The sequence below is a fragment of the Streptomyces virginiae genome (assembly GCF_040638905.1).
GTDB lineage: Bacteria > Actinomycetota > Actinomycetes > Streptomycetales > Streptomycetaceae > Streptomyces > Streptomyces virginiae_B.
The window spans coordinates 71,660-86,436 of record NZ_JBEZYV010000021.1 but is presented as its reverse complement, the minus strand read 5'-3'; the positions used below and the strand labels follow the sequence as shown (position 1 = coordinate 86,436).

Annotated in this window: 16 protein-coding genes; 8 read left to right on the top strand and 8 right to left on the bottom strand. The window is 72.6% G+C overall.

Features of this window, described 5'->3' with window-relative positions; genetic code table 11:
- Positions 1-11 precede the first annotated feature (11 nt).
- Positions 12-1,667 (top strand): GMC oxidoreductase, encoded by a 1,656-nt coding sequence (locus AB0F82_RS25625; protein ID WP_362631597.1) that lies wholly within the window; start codon positions 12-14, stop codon positions 1,665-1,667.
- A 97-nt stretch (positions 1,668-1,764) separates the two neighbouring features.
- Here the strand turns inward: AB0F82_RS25625 and AB0F82_RS25620 are convergent, their stop codons facing one another.
- The 6 genes from AB0F82_RS25620 to AB0F82_RS25595 form a co-directional block, all read right to left on the bottom strand.
- Positions 1,765-2,244, bottom strand: coding sequence for a carboxymuconolactone decarboxylase family protein (locus AB0F82_RS25620; protein ID WP_356815503.1), 480 nt, complete (start codon positions 2,242-2,244; stop codon positions 1,765-1,767).
- Positions 2,241-3,323, bottom strand: a complete 1,083-nt coding sequence (locus tag AB0F82_RS25615) for an NAD(P)H-dependent amine dehydrogenase family protein (RefSeq protein ID WP_362631594.1) — start codon at positions 3,321-3,323, stop codon at positions 2,241-2,243. Before AB0F82_RS25615 ends, AB0F82_RS25620 begins: the two co-directional genes overlap by 4 nt.
- Before the next feature lie 70 nt (positions 3,324-3,393).
- Positions 3,394-3,558, bottom strand: a complete 165-nt coding sequence (locus AB0F82_RS25610; protein WP_167751146.1) for a DUF6126 family protein — start codon at positions 3,556-3,558, stop codon at positions 3,394-3,396.
- Between the two features lie 15 nt (positions 3,559-3,573).
- Positions 3,574-4,206, bottom strand: coding sequence for a helix-turn-helix domain-containing protein (locus AB0F82_RS25605; protein WP_362631591.1), 633 nt, complete (start codon positions 4,204-4,206; stop codon positions 3,574-3,576).
- A gap of 82 nt (positions 4,207-4,288) precedes the next feature.
- Positions 4,289-4,858, bottom strand: coding sequence for an HPP family protein (locus AB0F82_RS25600; RefSeq protein ID WP_362631589.1), 570 nt, complete (start codon positions 4,856-4,858; stop codon positions 4,289-4,291).
- Between the two features lie 238 nt (positions 4,859-5,096).
- Positions 5,097-6,632: an ATP-dependent DNA ligase gene (locus tag AB0F82_RS25595; RefSeq protein ID WP_362631587.1), complete on the bottom strand. Its 1,536-nt coding sequence runs from the start codon at positions 6,630-6,632 to the stop codon at positions 5,097-5,099.
- A gap of 185 nt (positions 6,633-6,817) precedes the next feature.
- Between AB0F82_RS25595 and AB0F82_RS25590 the strand changes: the two genes are divergently transcribed.
- Both AB0F82_RS25590 and AB0F82_RS25585 read left to right on the top strand, forming a co-directional pair.
- Positions 6,818-9,631, top strand: a complete 2,814-nt coding sequence (locus tag AB0F82_RS25590) for an alpha/beta fold hydrolase (RefSeq protein WP_362631585.1) — start codon at positions 6,818-6,820, stop codon at positions 9,629-9,631.
- Positions 9,628-10,500, top strand: a complete 873-nt coding sequence (locus AB0F82_RS25585; RefSeq protein ID WP_362631583.1) for an ABC transporter permease — start codon at positions 9,628-9,630, stop codon at positions 10,498-10,500. The genes AB0F82_RS25590 and AB0F82_RS25585 overlap by 4 nt, the downstream gene beginning before the upstream one ends.
- 100 nt (positions 10,501-10,600) lie before the next feature.
- Here AB0F82_RS25585 and AB0F82_RS25580 read toward each other — a convergent pair whose 3' ends face one another.
- Positions 10,601-11,551, bottom strand: coding sequence for an aldo/keto reductase (locus tag AB0F82_RS25580; RefSeq protein WP_362631581.1), 951 nt, complete (start codon positions 11,549-11,551; stop codon positions 10,601-10,603).
- A gap of 334 nt (positions 11,552-11,885) precedes the next feature.
- On the opposite strand from AB0F82_RS25580, the gene AB0F82_RS25575 reads away from it, so the two are divergent.
- Positions 11,886-12,164 carry a GlsB/YeaQ/YmgE family stress response membrane protein gene (locus tag AB0F82_RS25575; RefSeq protein WP_356814956.1) on the top strand — a complete coding sequence of 93 codons (279 nt, stop codon included), beginning with the start codon at positions 11,886-11,888 and terminating at the stop codon, positions 12,162-12,164.
- 515 nt (positions 12,165-12,679) lie between these two features.
- The gene (locus AB0F82_RS25570; protein WP_362631578.1) at positions 12,680-13,093 is read left to right on the top strand and encodes a TraR/DksA family transcriptional regulator; all 414 of its coding nucleotides are present in this window, start codon (positions 12,680-12,682) and stop codon (positions 13,091-13,093) included.
- Here the strand turns inward: AB0F82_RS25570 and AB0F82_RS25565 are convergent.
- A complete protein-coding gene (locus AB0F82_RS25565; RefSeq protein ID WP_356814954.1) occupies positions 13,077-13,334 on the bottom strand; it encodes a hypothetical protein in 258 nt (85 codons plus the stop codon). The genes AB0F82_RS25570 and AB0F82_RS25565 overlap by 17 nt on opposite strands.
- A gap of 230 nt (positions 13,335-13,564) precedes the next feature.
- Between AB0F82_RS25565 and AB0F82_RS25560 the strand changes: the two genes are divergently transcribed.
- From AB0F82_RS25560 to AB0F82_RS25550, 3 genes are all read left to right on the top strand, one after another.
- Positions 13,565-13,738 carry a CsbD family protein gene (locus AB0F82_RS25560; RefSeq protein ID WP_356814953.1) on the top strand — a complete coding sequence of 58 codons (174 nt, stop codon included), beginning with the start codon at positions 13,565-13,567 and terminating at the stop codon, positions 13,736-13,738.
- A 230-nt stretch (positions 13,739-13,968) separates the two neighbouring features.
- Positions 13,969-14,418, top strand: coding sequence for a PRC-barrel domain-containing protein (locus AB0F82_RS25555; protein ID WP_362631575.1), 450 nt, complete (start codon positions 13,969-13,971; stop codon positions 14,416-14,418).
- 162 nt (positions 14,419-14,580) lie between these two features.
- Entirely contained in the window at positions 14,581-14,772 is a 192-nt protein-coding gene (locus tag AB0F82_RS25550) for a hypothetical protein (RefSeq protein ID WP_362631573.1), read from the top strand.
- The last annotated feature ends 5 nt before the right edge of the window (positions 14,773-14,777 follow it).

The window sequence follows — 14,777 nt, the reverse complement described above, 5'->3', positions numbered from 1 at the left end:
AGGGACGTCACATGGGTGACAACACCCTGCCTGAGAGAGGCTCCAAGGGCATTTCACGCCGCGGATTCATAGGTAGAACAGGTTCCGTCATCGGGGCGGTGGCCCTGGCCGGTCACCTCGCTCCCGCGGCGGCGCGGGCGGCGGCGGCCGCCGCCGCACCGGGACCGATCGGTGACGGCGTCCGCGTACCGGTCCTGGTCATCGGCACCGGCTACGGCGGGTCGGTCGCGGCACTGCGGCTGGCGCAGGCCGGAGTGGACGTGCAGATGATCGAGATGGGCATGAACTGGGACACTCCCGGACCGGACGGCAAGGTCTTCCCGAAGGTGACCAGTCCGGACTACCGCTCGTTCTGGCTCCGCACGCGGACCAAGGCACCGCTCAGCAACTTCCTCGGCTTCCCGATCGACAAGGACGTCCCCAGGTACACGGGGATCCTGGACGCCGAGGACTTCGCCGGCATCACGGTCTACCAGGGCCGCGGCGTCGGCGGCGGTTCGCTGGTCAACGGCGGCATGGCGGTCACGCCCAAGCGCGCGAACTTCGCCGCCGTCCTCCCGTCGGTGAACGCCGACGAGATGTACGACACCTACTACCCGAGGGCCAACGCCGGTCTGGGCGTCGGGATGGTCGACCCTGCCTGGTTCGACACCGCCGACTGCTACCAGTTCTCCCGGGTCGGCCGCAAGCACGCCCAGCGGTCCGGCTTCGCCTGGACCTTCGTGCCCGACGTGTACGACTGGGACTACATGAAGCGGGAGGCCGCGGGCACCGCCACCAAGTCCGCCCTGGCCGGCGAGATCCTCTACGGCAACAACGCCGGCAAGAAGTCCCTCGTCCAGACCTACCTCGCGCGGGCCAGGGCGACCGGCAGGGTCACCGTCTCGCCGCTGCACAAGGTCACCACGGTCTCCCCCGCCGCGGGCGGCGGCTACACGGTCGCCATCGACCAGCTCAACACCACCGGCGACACCGTGGCCACCAAGACCGTGACCGCCGACCGGGTGTTCTTCGCGGCCGGCAGCGTCGGCACCAGCAAGCTCCTGGTCAAGCTGAAGGCCACCGGAGCACTGCCGAACCTCAACGGCGAGGTCGGCAAGGGCTGGGGCGAGAACGGCAACGTCATGTGCGGCCGCGCCAACCACATGTGGGACCCGACCGGCAAGCTCCAGTCGACCATCCCCTGCTCCGGCATCGACAACTGGGACGCCGGCGGCGCGTTCGCCGAGGTCGCCCCGCTGCCCACCGGGATCGAGACCTACGCCTCCTTCTACCTGTCGATCACGAAGAACCCCAACCGCGCCGAGTTCACCTGGAACGCGGCGACGGCCAAGGCCGACCTGAGCTGGCAGACGGCTTGGAAGCAGCCGTCCATCACCATGGCCAAGACCATCTTCGACAAGATCAACTCGAAGGAGGGGACGATCTACCGGACCGACCTGTTCGGCGGCAACAAGATCTGGAACGACACCCTCACCTACCATCCGCTCGGCGGCGCCGTCCTCGGCAAGGCCACCGACAACTACGGCCGTCTGCACGGCTACACCGGTCTGTACGTGATCGACGGCGCGCTGATCCCCGGAAACGCCAGCGTGAACCCGTTCGTCACCATCACCGCGCTCGCCGAGCGCAACATCGAGAAGATCATCGCCACAGACCTCTCGTAGGGCCGCGTCCTCCCCCCAGCGGCCGGGGCCGTTCGGATGCGCCGAACGGCCCCTGCTCCACGTTCCGCTTCTTCACGTTCCGCCGCGCCCCGCGGGCTCAGTGCCCGGGCAGCACGCAGACGCTGTCGAGGCCCAGCACGTGGTTGAGCCGCCCGAAGGCGAGCCAGGACCCGATGCTCATCGTGAGTTCCACGATCTCCAGCTGGCTGTACCGCGCGGTCATCCGGTCCCAGAACTCGTCGTCGAGCCCGTGGTGGTCGAGGGTGTACCGCTCGGCGTACTCCGCCGCCAGCCGGGTGCGCTCGTCGAACGCCTCGGTGGTGCGCCACTCGGTGACCGCGTCGGCGAACTCCTCCTCGACCTTCTGCCCGTCCCGTTCGGTGCGCCAGTCCAGGCAGAACACGCACCCGTTGATCTGCGCGACGCGCAGCCGGGCCGCCTCGAACTCGCGCAGCCCCAGCGTGGTGTGGGCGTACACGGACAGGGAGAAGTTCGCGGCGGCCATGCCGATCCCGGGGACCATGTCGCCCCACACGTACTCGATCGGGTGCTGGCCTTCGGGGATGTCGATCCTCATGACGGTTTCCTTCCGAGTCTGCCGGTGGCGGGGCGCAGCGGGACGTCGAGGGCGTCGTAGAGTCCGGGCTCCGCCTCGGTGAGCCAGTCGATGGCGCCGACGAGTCGGCCGACGGCGGTGGCGTTGCCGCCCGCGGCGCGGTTCTCGCCCTCGTCGGTGGCCTCGACGGTGACCTCGATGCGGGGGCGGCCCTCGATGACGACGCGGTGGGCGCCGGCGCCGCCGTCCGGCGGCACGGGCCAGTCCGGTGCGCACGAAGCGTGGATACGGGTGACGTGCTCGATGACGATGCGCGGCTCGCCAGCGACGATGCCCTGGACCTCGAAGCGGATCGCGCCCTGGGTGCCCGCCTCGAACACGCCCATGCTGCGGGTGGTCACGGTGGTGTCGAGGGCGCGGCGCTCCGACGTCTCACGGATCTCGTCGAGTTCGACGCCGAGCGCCCGGGCCATCATCCGTATCTGGCCGCCCCAGACCATCGTCGGGATCGAGGGCATGAGCATCATCGGCTCGAAGTCCATGGGGTGGCCCATGCCGACGAGGTTGCGGACGGAGTCCGGCTGGTCGTAGGTGGAGTAGTCGAAGATCTCCTGGCAGCGGATGGCCTCGATCGTGGTGCCGAGTCCGCTGATCAGGAGGGGAAGTACGTCGTTGCCCCAGCCGGGGTCGACGCCGGAGGCGAAGAGCGAGCCGCCGCCCGCCGCCACGGCCGCCAGCACCGGGTCGCGGAACTCCGGCGGCGCGCTGCGGTGGTCGTACAGCGGGTAGAGGGCCGGGCTGACGACGACCGCGCCCGCCCGGATCGCACGGGTGATGTCGGCGAGGGCCTCGTCGGGCCGGACGTCACCGGACGCGGCGTACACCACGGCCCTGGGACGGCCGGCCAGTACCGCTGCGGCGTCGTCGGTGGCCTCGACCCCCAACAGGCGGTCAAGCCCGCCGAGTTCGCCCGCGTCGCGGCCGACCTTGGCTGGATCGTGGACGATGACTGCGGACAGTTTCAGCGCGGGATGGGCCGCGACGGCGCGGATGGCCAGACGGCCGACGTTGCCGGTACCCCAGACAACCGTGGGAATCATGCGCGGAGGGTAGCCATCGCCCCCGCACCTTTCCATAGCCGCGCGGTCCGAACTCGCGCGGCCGGGGCGGCTACTGGTTCTGGCCACCCAGGACGAAGAGGAGGTAGACGAAGAAGGCGAAGAGGTGGCCCACGAAGAGGTAGGCGATCAGCCGGATGATCAGGCCGCGCGGAAACTTGGCCTCGAAGCGCGCGCGTACGCCGACGGGCTCGTCCGCGGGGGGCACGGGGGTCATGGGTGGGCTCCTCGCCTATCGGTGGTGCGTGGTGGTCGTGGCCCCGCCGAGGCACAGCCCGGCGAGGCTGCTCTGGAGCAGGGTGTGGACGAACAGCAGGTCGGCCCCGCCGGAGGAGGCCGCCCCGATCCGATGCGGGGTGAGGGAGTCGAAGTGGGCGCTGTCCCCCGGCTCCAACAGGTGTTCGGCCTCGCCCAGGTGCAGGCGCAGCCGCCCGTCCAGTACGTACAGCCATTCCTCACCGGGATGGACGCGGACCAGGTCGTCCGGACCGCGGCCGTGCGGGACGTGCACGCGCAGCGCCTGCATCCCGCGCCCGGCGCCGCCCGCCTGCCAGTACGTCCAGCCGTCGGCCTCGCGGGCTCCCGGACCGCCGGCCCGTACGATGGGATCGGCGACGGCGGAGGTCTCGCCGAGCAGCTCGGAGACCGTCGTACCGTAGGTGCGGGCGAGCCCCAGTAGCAGCGGCAGCGAAGGCTGGCGCCGACCGGTCTCCAGCCGGGACAGGTGGGCGGGCGAGAGCCTGGCCCGGGCGGCGGCGGCCTCGAGGGTGAGACCGGCGCGGCGGCGCAGCTCGCGCAGCTGCGGCGCCACGGCGGGCAGCTCGTCGGCGGCGTCTTCCGAGCCGGGGGCGGGACCGGTGTTCATGTCCCCGATTGAGCCAGAATCTTGCCCTTCTGGCAAACCTGCTTGCCTCTGAGGCAAATCACCGTTGCATGCGGCTCTGCCGCTACCACCAGCGGACGGGGTACCGCGGCGCTGCCCCGTGCAGGCGGGAGGCGGCGAGAGCGCCGAGGACGAGCATCAGCGTGGCGCCGAGCAGCAGGGGGACGAACCGCGCGGCTGCCGGAGTCTGCAGCACGACGACCACGGCGGTGGCGCAGGCGGGCGAGTGCGGGGTCCGGGCGAGGCTCGTGGCGGCGAAGGTGAGCCCTCCCGCAAGTGCCGCGCTCCAGGGGCTGCTCGGCGCTGCGGCGAGGACCGCGTAGCCGGCCGCGGCACCGAGGAGGTGGGCGACGACGACGGTCCGGGGCTGGGCCGTGGGCAGGGTGGGGGTGTGGTGGAGGACGGCGGCGCTCGCGGCCAGGGACGGTATGAGGACCGGTTCGCGGATCATCGCGCCGACGGCGGCGAGGGCGAGGAGGACGCCGGCGACCGCACCGGTTCCGGGGAGGGCCCCGACCGCGGCGGTCCGGGCACGGTGGAGGAGGCGCCCGGACCCCTTCGGGGGCGGTGCGTCGTCGCGGGGCGGTGCGAGGCCGGGTAACGGCCGGCGGGTCAGCACGGAGTCGAGGTCCACGATGGCGGCTCCTGGCACGGCGGATCACGGTCACAGTCACGGTCACGACGGTTGCCGTCGCCGTCGCGATCGCCCTCGCGGTTGCGGTCGGCGGAAAGGACGGAGCGGGCCGTCGTGGTGCGTGCCTGCCGTCACGGGCCGGCACGTGGACAGCCACCCTGCACCGCCGGTCTATCGCGGCCCTATGACGGTTCCGTGGTCCGCTCTCCACCGGCCGCCGGCCCTTCGCCGGCTGCCCTCAGAGGGCGTTCCCCTGGGCCAGGACCGTCTCGACGGTGTCGGCCTGCTCCGCCGCCTTGTCCGGGCGGTGCCTCACCACCCGCGCGAAGCGCAGGGCCACTCCGGCCGGATAGCGCGTCGAGCGCTGCAGGCCGTCGTAGGCGATCTCCACCACCAGTTCGGGCCGGACCCGTACGGTGAACCCGTCGTCCGAGGTGGCGAGCGCGCGCAGCGCCTCCGTCTGCCAGCGCAGCATCTCGTCCGTGAGGCCCTTGAAGGTCTTGCCGAGCATGGCGTAGGTGCCGTCGGCGGCCCGCGCCCCCAAGTGAAGGTTCGAGAGCAGTCCCGTGCGCCGCCCGTGGCCCCATTCGGCGGCGAGCACGACCAGGTCCAGGGTGTGCACCGGTTTCACCTTCAGCCAGTGCTTGCCGCGCCGGCCGGCCGCGTAGGCCGATTCCAGGCCCTTGACCACCACGCCCTCGTGACCGCGGCGCAGGGTCTCGGCCCAGAACTGCACCGCCTCGGCCTCCTGCGCCGCCGGGTCCCGAACCTCCAGGCGGCCGACCCGGGCGCTCTCGGGCACGAGGGCGGCGAGGGCCGCGTACCGCTCGCGGACCGGGAGGTCGAGGAGGACGTCGTCGCCGACGGCCAGGACGTCGAAGAAGTAGGGGACCACCGGGAGCGTCCGCCGGGCGGCGTCCACGTCCACCCGGGAGCCGACCCGGCTCGCGATCTCCTGGAAGGGGACGGGGCGGCCGTCCGCCGTCTGCCCGATGACCTCCCCGTCGAGGATGAACCGCTCCCCCGGCAGCGCGCGGGCGAGGTCCGCCACTTCCGGCAGCCGCCCGGTGATCTCGTCGAGAGAGCGCGTGTAGACCCGTACGTCGTCCCCCTCTCGGTGGACCTGTACGCGGATCCCGTCGAGCTTCTCCTCCAGCGCGCACGGGCCGAGCGCCGCCAGTGCCTCGGTGACCGATGGGGCCGTACCCGCCAGCATCGGCTGTACGGGCCGCCCCACCCGAAGGGTCACGGCGCGCAGCGCCGCGGGGCCGTCGGCCAGCACCGCCTCGGCCACCCGCGGCAGGGAGCCGTCCAGCATCACCGCGCGGCGCAGCTCGGCGGCGGGTACTCCGGCGGCCGCGGCCACGCCGTCCAGGGCCACCGCGTCGAGGGCGCCCTGGCGTACCTCGCCGGACAGCAGGCTGCGCAAGAAGGCCTGCTCGGCCCCGGTGGCCGCGCCGAGCAGGCCGGCGACGATCCCGCTGCGCCGGGCGGCGGACCCGGCGCCGGCCTCCGCGACGAGTCCGCTCACCGCCGCGTCGACGTCGCGGACGGTGAGGGTGGGCTCGGGTGCCGGTGCGATCTCCTGGCCCAGAGTGCGCCAGCCGATGCCGGGACGGCCCTGCGGGAGGCGTCCGGAGAGGTAGGAGATGACCAGCCCGGCCTCCTCGGGGGCAGCCGCGGCGAACAGTTCCGCGAGCAGCGCGGTCTTGCGGGACCGGGCGGAAGTGGCGGCGACTTCCCGGGACACACGGGCGACCTCGGCCAGCAGCATGCGGCCATCCTCCCGCTGTACGGGGCGCCGCGCAGGTCGGACGCCCGTACCGCCGGTGCGGTGGACGGGTGGGGCACTCGTACCGCGGGTGCGGTACGCGCGGGCGGCGGCCTGGTACCTGAGAAGGTCGGGAGTTCCGCCTGTGGGTGCTCGGAGGCCGGCCGACGGGCCCTTAGGGTGCCCGTATGAAGCTCCGTATGCCCCGGCGCCGCCGAGACCGCCTGCTCGCGGGCGCCGCCGCGCTGGCCGTCGTGGCGGGGGCCGGTACGTGGACGGCCTCGTCCGCGTCCGGCGACGCGCCCGCCGTGCACCGCCGGGACCAGGTCCTGAACATGCCCGGCGCCGACATCGACACCTCCTACTTCGTCGCGGGCGACGGGGAGGGCGGTGGGGCGAAACGTCCCGCCGTACTCCTCGGGCACGGCTTCGGGGGCAGCAAGGACGACGTCCGTGAACAGGCCGAACGTCTGGCGCGCGACGGCTACGCCGTCATGACCTGGTCTGCGCGCGGCTTCGGCCGCTCCGGCGGCCGGATCGGGCTGAACGACCCCGAGCACGAGGTCAAGGACGTCTCCCGGCTCGTCGACTGGCTCGCGGCCCGGCCCGAGGTGCGCCTCGACGCGGACGGCGACCCGCGCGTCGGCGTGTCCGGAGCCTCCTACGGCGGGGCTGTCTCGCTGCTGGCGGCCGGTCACGACCGTCGCGTCGACGCGATCGCCCCGGAGATCGCGTACTGGAACCTCGCGGACTCCCTCTTCCCGGGCGGCGTCTTCAAGAAGCTGTGGTCCGGCATCTTCTTCACCACCGGCTCGGCCGGCGGGATGCAGCAGGCCGGGACCGCGCCCCAGGACACATCGCCGAACACCGGGACCGGACGCCCCGAGGCGGGGACCGGACGGCCGGAGACCGGCGCCGGGTCCTCGACGGGGGCCGCGTCAGGTCCGCAGGACGCCGCCCCGGCCGGTGCCGGCTGCGGGAAGTTCACCCCCGAGCTGTGCGCGATGTACGAACGCGTCGCCGTGGCCGGGAAGCCCGATGCCGAGGCCCGCACCCTGCTGGAACAGCGCAGTCCGTCGGCGGTCGCCGACCGGATCAAGGTGCCGGCGCTCATCGTGCAGGGCCAGGACGACTCCCTCTTCCCGCTGGACCAGGCCGATGCGATGGCCGCGGCCATCGCGGCCAACGGCGCGCCCGTGTCGGTGGACTGGGCGGCCGGCGGACACGACGGCGGCATGCGCGAGGCGGACCGGGTTCAGGCCCGCGTGGCCGCCTGGTTCGACCGCCACCTCAAGGGCGACGAGGGCGCGGACACCGGCCCGGTCTTCCGGGTCTCGCGCTCCGGCGGGATCGACTCCACCGACGGCGAGGTGATTCTGCGCGGGGCGAGCGGCGAGCGCTACCCCGGGCTGGCCTCCGCCCCGCGGGAGTTCGCCCTGACGGGACGCGAGCAGACCTTCGTCAACCCGGCGGGCGGCGCACCTCCCGCGCTGTCCTCCCTGCCCGGTGTCGGCGGGCAGCTGGCCTCCTTCGGGGCCGGGCTCTCGCTGGACTTCCCCGGGCAGAACGCCCGCTTCGAGTCGGCGCCGCTGGCCGAGGACCTCCGGATCACCGGGACCCCGACCGTAACCCTGAAGGTGAGGTCGACGGCTGCGGACGGTTCGGCCGCGCTGTTCGGCAAGGTGTACGACGTCGGGCCCGACGGGCGGCAGCAGGTGCTGCCCTCCCAGCTGGTCGCCCCGCTGCGGGTGGAGAACGCGCAACAGGGTGCAACCGTACGGCTGAGGCTGCCCGCGATCGACCATTCCGTCGCGGCCGGACACCGCCTGCGCCTCGTGGTCGCCGCCACGGACCTGGGCTACGCGAGCCCGGCCGCGTCGGCCGCCTACACGGTCGCGGTGGAAGGCCCCCTGGCGGTGCCCGTCGCCCCGCGCGTGCGGACCGCCACGGCGGGGCTGCCCGCCTGGACCTGGGGGCTGCCGCTGGGCGCGGCGGTACTCGCGGCCGCGTTGCTGGGGCTGCGCGGGCCGGGCAGGAGCGGCGCGCGGGCACGGGCCGGCGTACCGCAGCCGGACCCGGCGCTGGCCGACGTACCGCTTGAGATCACGGGACTGACGAAGCGGTACGCGAAGGCGCAGGACCGGTACGCCGTACGGGACCTGTCGTTCCGGGTGGAGAAGGGGCAGGTGCTGGGGCTGCTCGGGCCCAACGGCGCCGGGAAGACCACCACGCTGCGCATGCTGATGGGGCTGATCTCGCCGGACGCCGGTGAGATCCGGGTGTTCGGGCACGCGGTACGGGCCGGGGCTCCGGTCCTGTCGCGGGTCGGGGCCTTCGTGGAGGGTGCGGGCTTCCTGCCGCACCTGACGGGCCGCGCCAACCTGGAGCTGTACTGGCAGGCCACCGGCCGCCCGGCGGAGGACGCGCACATGGCGGAGGCCCTGGAGATCGCGGGGCTCGGCGACGCGCTGGAGCGCGCGGTGCGTACGTACTCGCAGGGCATGCGGCAGCGGCTCGCGATCGCGCAGGCGATGCTGGGGATGCCCGACCTGCTGATCCTGGACGAGCCGACGAACGGTCTGGACCCGCCGCAGATCCGCGAGATGCGGGACGTGATGATCCGCTACGCGGCCGGCGGGCGGACCGTCATCGTCTCCAGCCACCTGCTGTCGGAGGTGGAGCAGTCGTGCACGCACCTGGTGGTCATGGACCGCGGGCAGCGGGTGGCGGCGGGCGAGGTCGCCGAGATCACCGGCGGCGGGGACACCCTGCTGGTGACCCTGGCCGAGCCGGTGGACGAGGTGGCCGTCGAGAAGGTGGCGGCACTGGAAGGGGTGGGGTCCGTGGTGGCCGTGGACGACGGACTGCTCGTACGGCTCGAAGGCGCGACGGCCGCCGGGCTGATCGCCGAACTCGTGCGGCTGGAGGTTCCGGTGACCGGAGTGGGGCCGCACCGGAGGCTGGAGGACGCGTTCCTCACCCTGATCGGAGGTGCGGCGTGAGTACGGCGACGACGGCGCGGGAGGTGGCGCCCGGCTACCGGGCGAGCCGTACGCTGCCGCTGCGCGTGGAGGCGCTGCGGCAGTGGCGCCGGCGGCGGACGCTGGTGATGGGCGGGGTGCTGGCCGCACTGCCCTTCATCATGATCATCGCGTTCGCGGTGGGCGGTGGCCCTGACCGCAGGGGTGGCGGGAACGGCCGGATCACCCTGATCGACACGGCCACGGCCTCGGGCGCGAACTTCGCCGCGACCTGTCTGTTCGTGTCGGCCGGTTTCCTGCTGGTGGTGCCGGTGGCGCTGTTCTGCGGGGACACCGTGGCGTCGGAGGCGAGCTGGTCCTCGCTGCGCTATCTGCTGGCGTCACCGGTGCCGCGGGCGCGGCTGCTGTGGAGCAAGCTGGTGGTGGCGCTGGGCTTCAGCCTGGCGGCGATGGTGCTGCTGCCGGTGGTGGCGCTGGCGGCTGGCACGGTGGCCTACGGGTGGGGGCCGCTGAAACTCCCGGCGGGCGGCGCGCTGGCGGCCGGCGACACGGTGCCGCGGCTCGCGCTGGCGGTGGCCTTCGTCTTCGTCTCGCAGCTGGTCACGGCGGGGCTGGCGTTCTGGCTGTCCACGCGGACGGACGCACCGCTGGGCGCGGTGGGGGGCGCGGTCGGCCTGACGATCGTCGGCAACGTGCTGGACGCGGTGACTGCGCTCGGCTCGTGGCGCGACTTCCTGCCGGCGCACTGGCAGTTCGCGTGGGCGGACGCCTTGCAGCCCCAGCTGGAGTGGGGCGGGATGGTGAAGGGGGCGGTGGTGTCGGTGTCGTACGCGCTGGTGCTCTTCGCCCTGGCCTTCCGCGGCTTCTCCCGCAAGGACATCGTGTCCTGAGGCGGCGGACGGGTCGGCTCGCCGGCCCGAGTGCGCGCGCCACGAGCGCTCCTCATGCCCCTGCGGGGGTGCGGGGAGCGCTCGTCGGCGTTTGCGGCCCCTACGCCGGGACGCCCGGCGCGATCGCGTCGATCTCGGCGAGCAGCTCCGCGCCCAGGGGGCGTTCGCCGGCGGCCGCGTTCGCGCGGATCTGCTCGGCGGATGTGGCGCCGGCGATGACGGAGGCGCAGCCGGGCTGGGCCGAGAGCCAGCCGATGGCCAGTTCGAGGACGGTGCGGTCGTGCTTCTCGGCGATCGCGGCCAGCGCCTCGACCACGTCGAGGCGCTCCTCGGTGAGGTAGGAGCTCCTGCCCTCGAGGCGGGAGCCGGCCGGGACGGGAGCGCCCCGGCGGATCTTGCCGGTCAGCAGGCCGTTGGCGAGCGGGTAGTACGGGAGTACACCGACGCCGTAGTGCCGGGCGGCCGGGACCAGCTCGCGCTCGGCCGACCGCTCCAGCAGCGACCACTCGTTCTGCGCGGACACGAAGGGGACGGCGCCCGTCTCGCGGGCGACGTGTGCGGCTTCGGCCAGCTGCCAGCCGGTGAAGTTGGAGTGCCCGATGTAGCGGACCTTGCCCTCGGCGACGAGCTCGGTGAGCGCGGCCAGCGTCTCCGCGACGGGGGTGGCCGGGTCGTGGCTGTGCAGCTGGAGCAGGTCTATGTGGTCGGTTTCGAGCCGGCGCAGGGACTCCTCGACGGCGCGCCGGATGTAGGCGCGGCTGCCGCGGGAGCCGGCGGCGGGCCCGTACTTCATGTCGACGCCGTCGTAGCCGAACTTGGTGGCGAGGACGACCTGGTCGCGCCGGCCCTTCAGGGCCTGCCCGAGGTACCGCTCCGAGCCGCCACCGCCGCCGTAGATGTCGGCGGTGTCGAGCAGGGTGACGCCCGCCTCCAGGGCGGCGTCGACGACGGACCGGGTGGCCTGGGCGTCGAGACGGCCGCCGAAGTTGTTGCAGCCGAGGCCGACGGCGGACACCTGCAGACCTGAACTGCCCAGCGGGAGATAGCGCATGCGTTTTCGTTCCTCCGACTCGACTGACACACGATCAAGGGAGCCTCGCCCCCACTGCATACTGCCAGCCCGAGCGGATCGGAGGGCGGCTGGGCGAAGCCGCGACGGTCGGATTCGCCCGACCGTTCGCGGCGGCACGGTCTGTGTGTGGCGGACCGGGCCGGGGCAAGGGCCTGGGCCGCACCCCAGGCTTCGAAAGTGCCGAACCTCGTCGTCTCCTGACCACGGTGGACGGCCTCCGCAGGCGTTGATCAAAGGATCCGGACGTTTGGAAACCTCGGAACGGTGAAGACGAGCGTCAACACCGGCTCACTTCACGAGGTTGGAGAAGCGCATGGGCATCATTGCCTGGATCCTGATCGGACTGCTCGCGGGCTTCATCGCCAAGGCACTCATGCCGGGCAAGGACCCGGGCGGAATCATCATCACGATGCTCATCGGCATCGCGGGCGGCCTGCTCGGCGGCTGGCTCGGGAAGGTCATCTTCGGCGTCGACTCCATCGACGGCTTCTTCGACCTCTCCACCTGGATCGCGGCCATCATCGGCTCCGTCCTCCTTCTCGCCGTCTACCGTCTGCTCACCGGCAACAAGCACCATCACCGCCACGCCTGAGCGACGCGCCGGCATCCCGCCGCAGTCGCACCGATGGGGCCACAGCCTGGAGGCTGTGGCCCCATCGTCGTGAACCGTTCACTCGCACCCGCCGGGACGGGCGGGGTGGCACCCCGGTCGGTCGCGTTGTGCACCGCTGGCCCGGGGTGCGGTCGTCCGCTGGGGCTTGAACGACCGGGAAGCCTCGACCTCGTACGCGGGCGCAGGGAGTTCACCTCATCGCGGGCGGCGCGCTGATCGACCGCATCTTCTCGGAGCACCCGGACATCTCCGCAGTGGTGCACTGCGCGGCCTTGATCGTGGTGTCGGAGTCGGTCGCGGACACGGTCGGCCACTGCGAGGCGAACGCCGCCGAAAGCCTGGCTCCTCGGCCTCGATCCACCGGCCGAGCACGGCTCGTCCGTCACGAGGACTCCCCCCTGGCGCCAGACGTGGCCGGGGGCTGCACCACGAGCGACCGGGCGGCGTGGCCGGGCGCGGGGGAATGGGGCAGCGTGGATCGGCGTTGTCGCAGCATGGGTGATGCATCCCGGTACGGCCATGACGAGCCCGACCCGTCCGCCTCCTCGGCCGTCCGCGCCCGACTCGCGGCCGACCGCGCCGACACCCTCGCGCGGGCGGCCGCGCTGAGCCGCGACTTCGACGGTATCGTCGCGGCCAACGCGCTGGTCGCGGTCGATGACGAGCACGACCCCGAGGGCGGCACCACCGCCTTCGAGCGGGCTCACGTGGCCGCCCTGATGGCCCAGGCGCGCGAACACCTCGAAGAACTGGACCGGGCACTGCACCGACTCGAACGCGGGCAGTACGGGTGCTGCGAGGGCTGCGGCGGCACCATCGCGCCCGAACGCCTGGAGATCCGCCCGGCGGCCACCACCTGCGTCCGCTGCGCCCGGCGATCCGGAGGGCGGCTCAGCAGTTCTCGCTGATCACGTCCTCCAGATCCGACAGCGACGTGCGCTCGTCCTCGATCTTCTTCCTGATCACTTCCAGCGTCTGCTTCAAGGCGGTGATCTGGCCTTGGTCCGGATTCGCCTGCGCCTCCAGTTGGGCGATCCTTCCCTCGACCTCGTCCGCGTGCTTCTCGCCCTTCTTGATGCTCTCCTTGAGGTCCTTCGCGAGGCGCTTCATCAGCTGGCACCCGGTCTCCGCGGCCATTGGTGAGTTCATGCCGGTACTCCTTCGTCAGCACGCCCCGCCGTCGGGGGGTCCGGCGGCCAGTATCGAAGCCACCGGCCGCCCTCACCCGGCGGAGTAGCCCGTCCGGACGCCGGACGCCACTGCGGGCCCGCGGCGGCACGAGAACATGCCGGTGGCCCGATGCGGCGGGGTTTACGGGCGGCGATCGGGAGCAGGAGAGCGTTCACGACCAAGCCGGTACAACAACGAGGAGGTCCCCGATGTCGGGCACTGAGAAGAGCAAGGCCCACGCCGAGCAGGCGAAGGGCAAGGCCAAGGAGACCGTCGGCCGAGCCGTCGGCAACGAGCGCATGACCGCGGAGGGACAGGCCGAGCAGGCCAAGGGCAAGACCCGCCACGCCAAGGAAGACGTCAAGGACGCCTTCCGCCGCTGACCGCGGTCAGCGGTCAGCGGTCAGCGGTCAGCGGTCCGCCGCGAACCGTCGCATCGACTCGGCCGGGCCCCGACCCCTCCCCCTGGGTCGGGGCCCGGCCGCGTGTCCGCCGACCACGGGAACGCCCCCCAGCGAGAGAGGAAGGGCCGCGCCGCCTCGTGCGTGCTTCACCTCGGCCCGGCTGGGTAGCCGCGGGACGACAGAGCACGCGGCAGGGGTGAGGAGCATCAGTGATCACGCAGGAGCAGATCGCGGCCATGGAAGGTTCCACGGCTTTCACGGACCAGGGGCAGCGCCTGGGGCTGGTGGAGTACATCCTGGTGGACGACACCACCGGCAGGCCCGAGTGGGTGCGGATCATCGATCGGGCGTCCGGACTGGGCGGGGTGTTCGTCCCGTTGCGACAGGCGGACCTGCAGAACGGGCGCCTGGTCGTCCCGTATCCGGTGACGATGATCGAGCACGCTCCCTGTGCGGCCCTGGACTGTGGAAGCGTCCTGTCCGTGTCGGAGGAAGCGGAGCTCTACAGGCACTACGGCGTGCGTGACGCGCGCGACGAGGTGAATGCGGAAGGCCGGGCGGGCTGGGCGGTCATGGACCGGGCGCAGACCATTCGCGAGGGCACGGCCGGTCAGGAGCACGCGGTGTCCCGCCTGCAGCAGGTGCAACCGGGGCGGTGATCCGCGGACCGGTGCGCCGCACCGCGCCGGCCGTGCCGTACGGCTCGGGTGCCGGTGGGGGCGCCGATGAGGCTCGGGGCCGCATCGGACGGTCAGGAACCATCAGTGGTCCGGGGGTCTTTAGCGTGGGCGTTCCCTTGCCCTTCCGCAGAGAGGTGCAGCATGCGCTTCCTTCTGACCGCCCTTGCCGCCGGCGCCGTCGCCTTCGGTACCGCCGGTGCCGCGAGCGCCGACGTGACCGTGGACTACCAGCCGCAGCCGTCATTCACCATCGTCTTCGGCGACTGGTCCCAGGTCGCCGGTGACGACGTCTTCAACGCCGGGCACGACAACACCGTCGGCTCCAACAACTGACACCC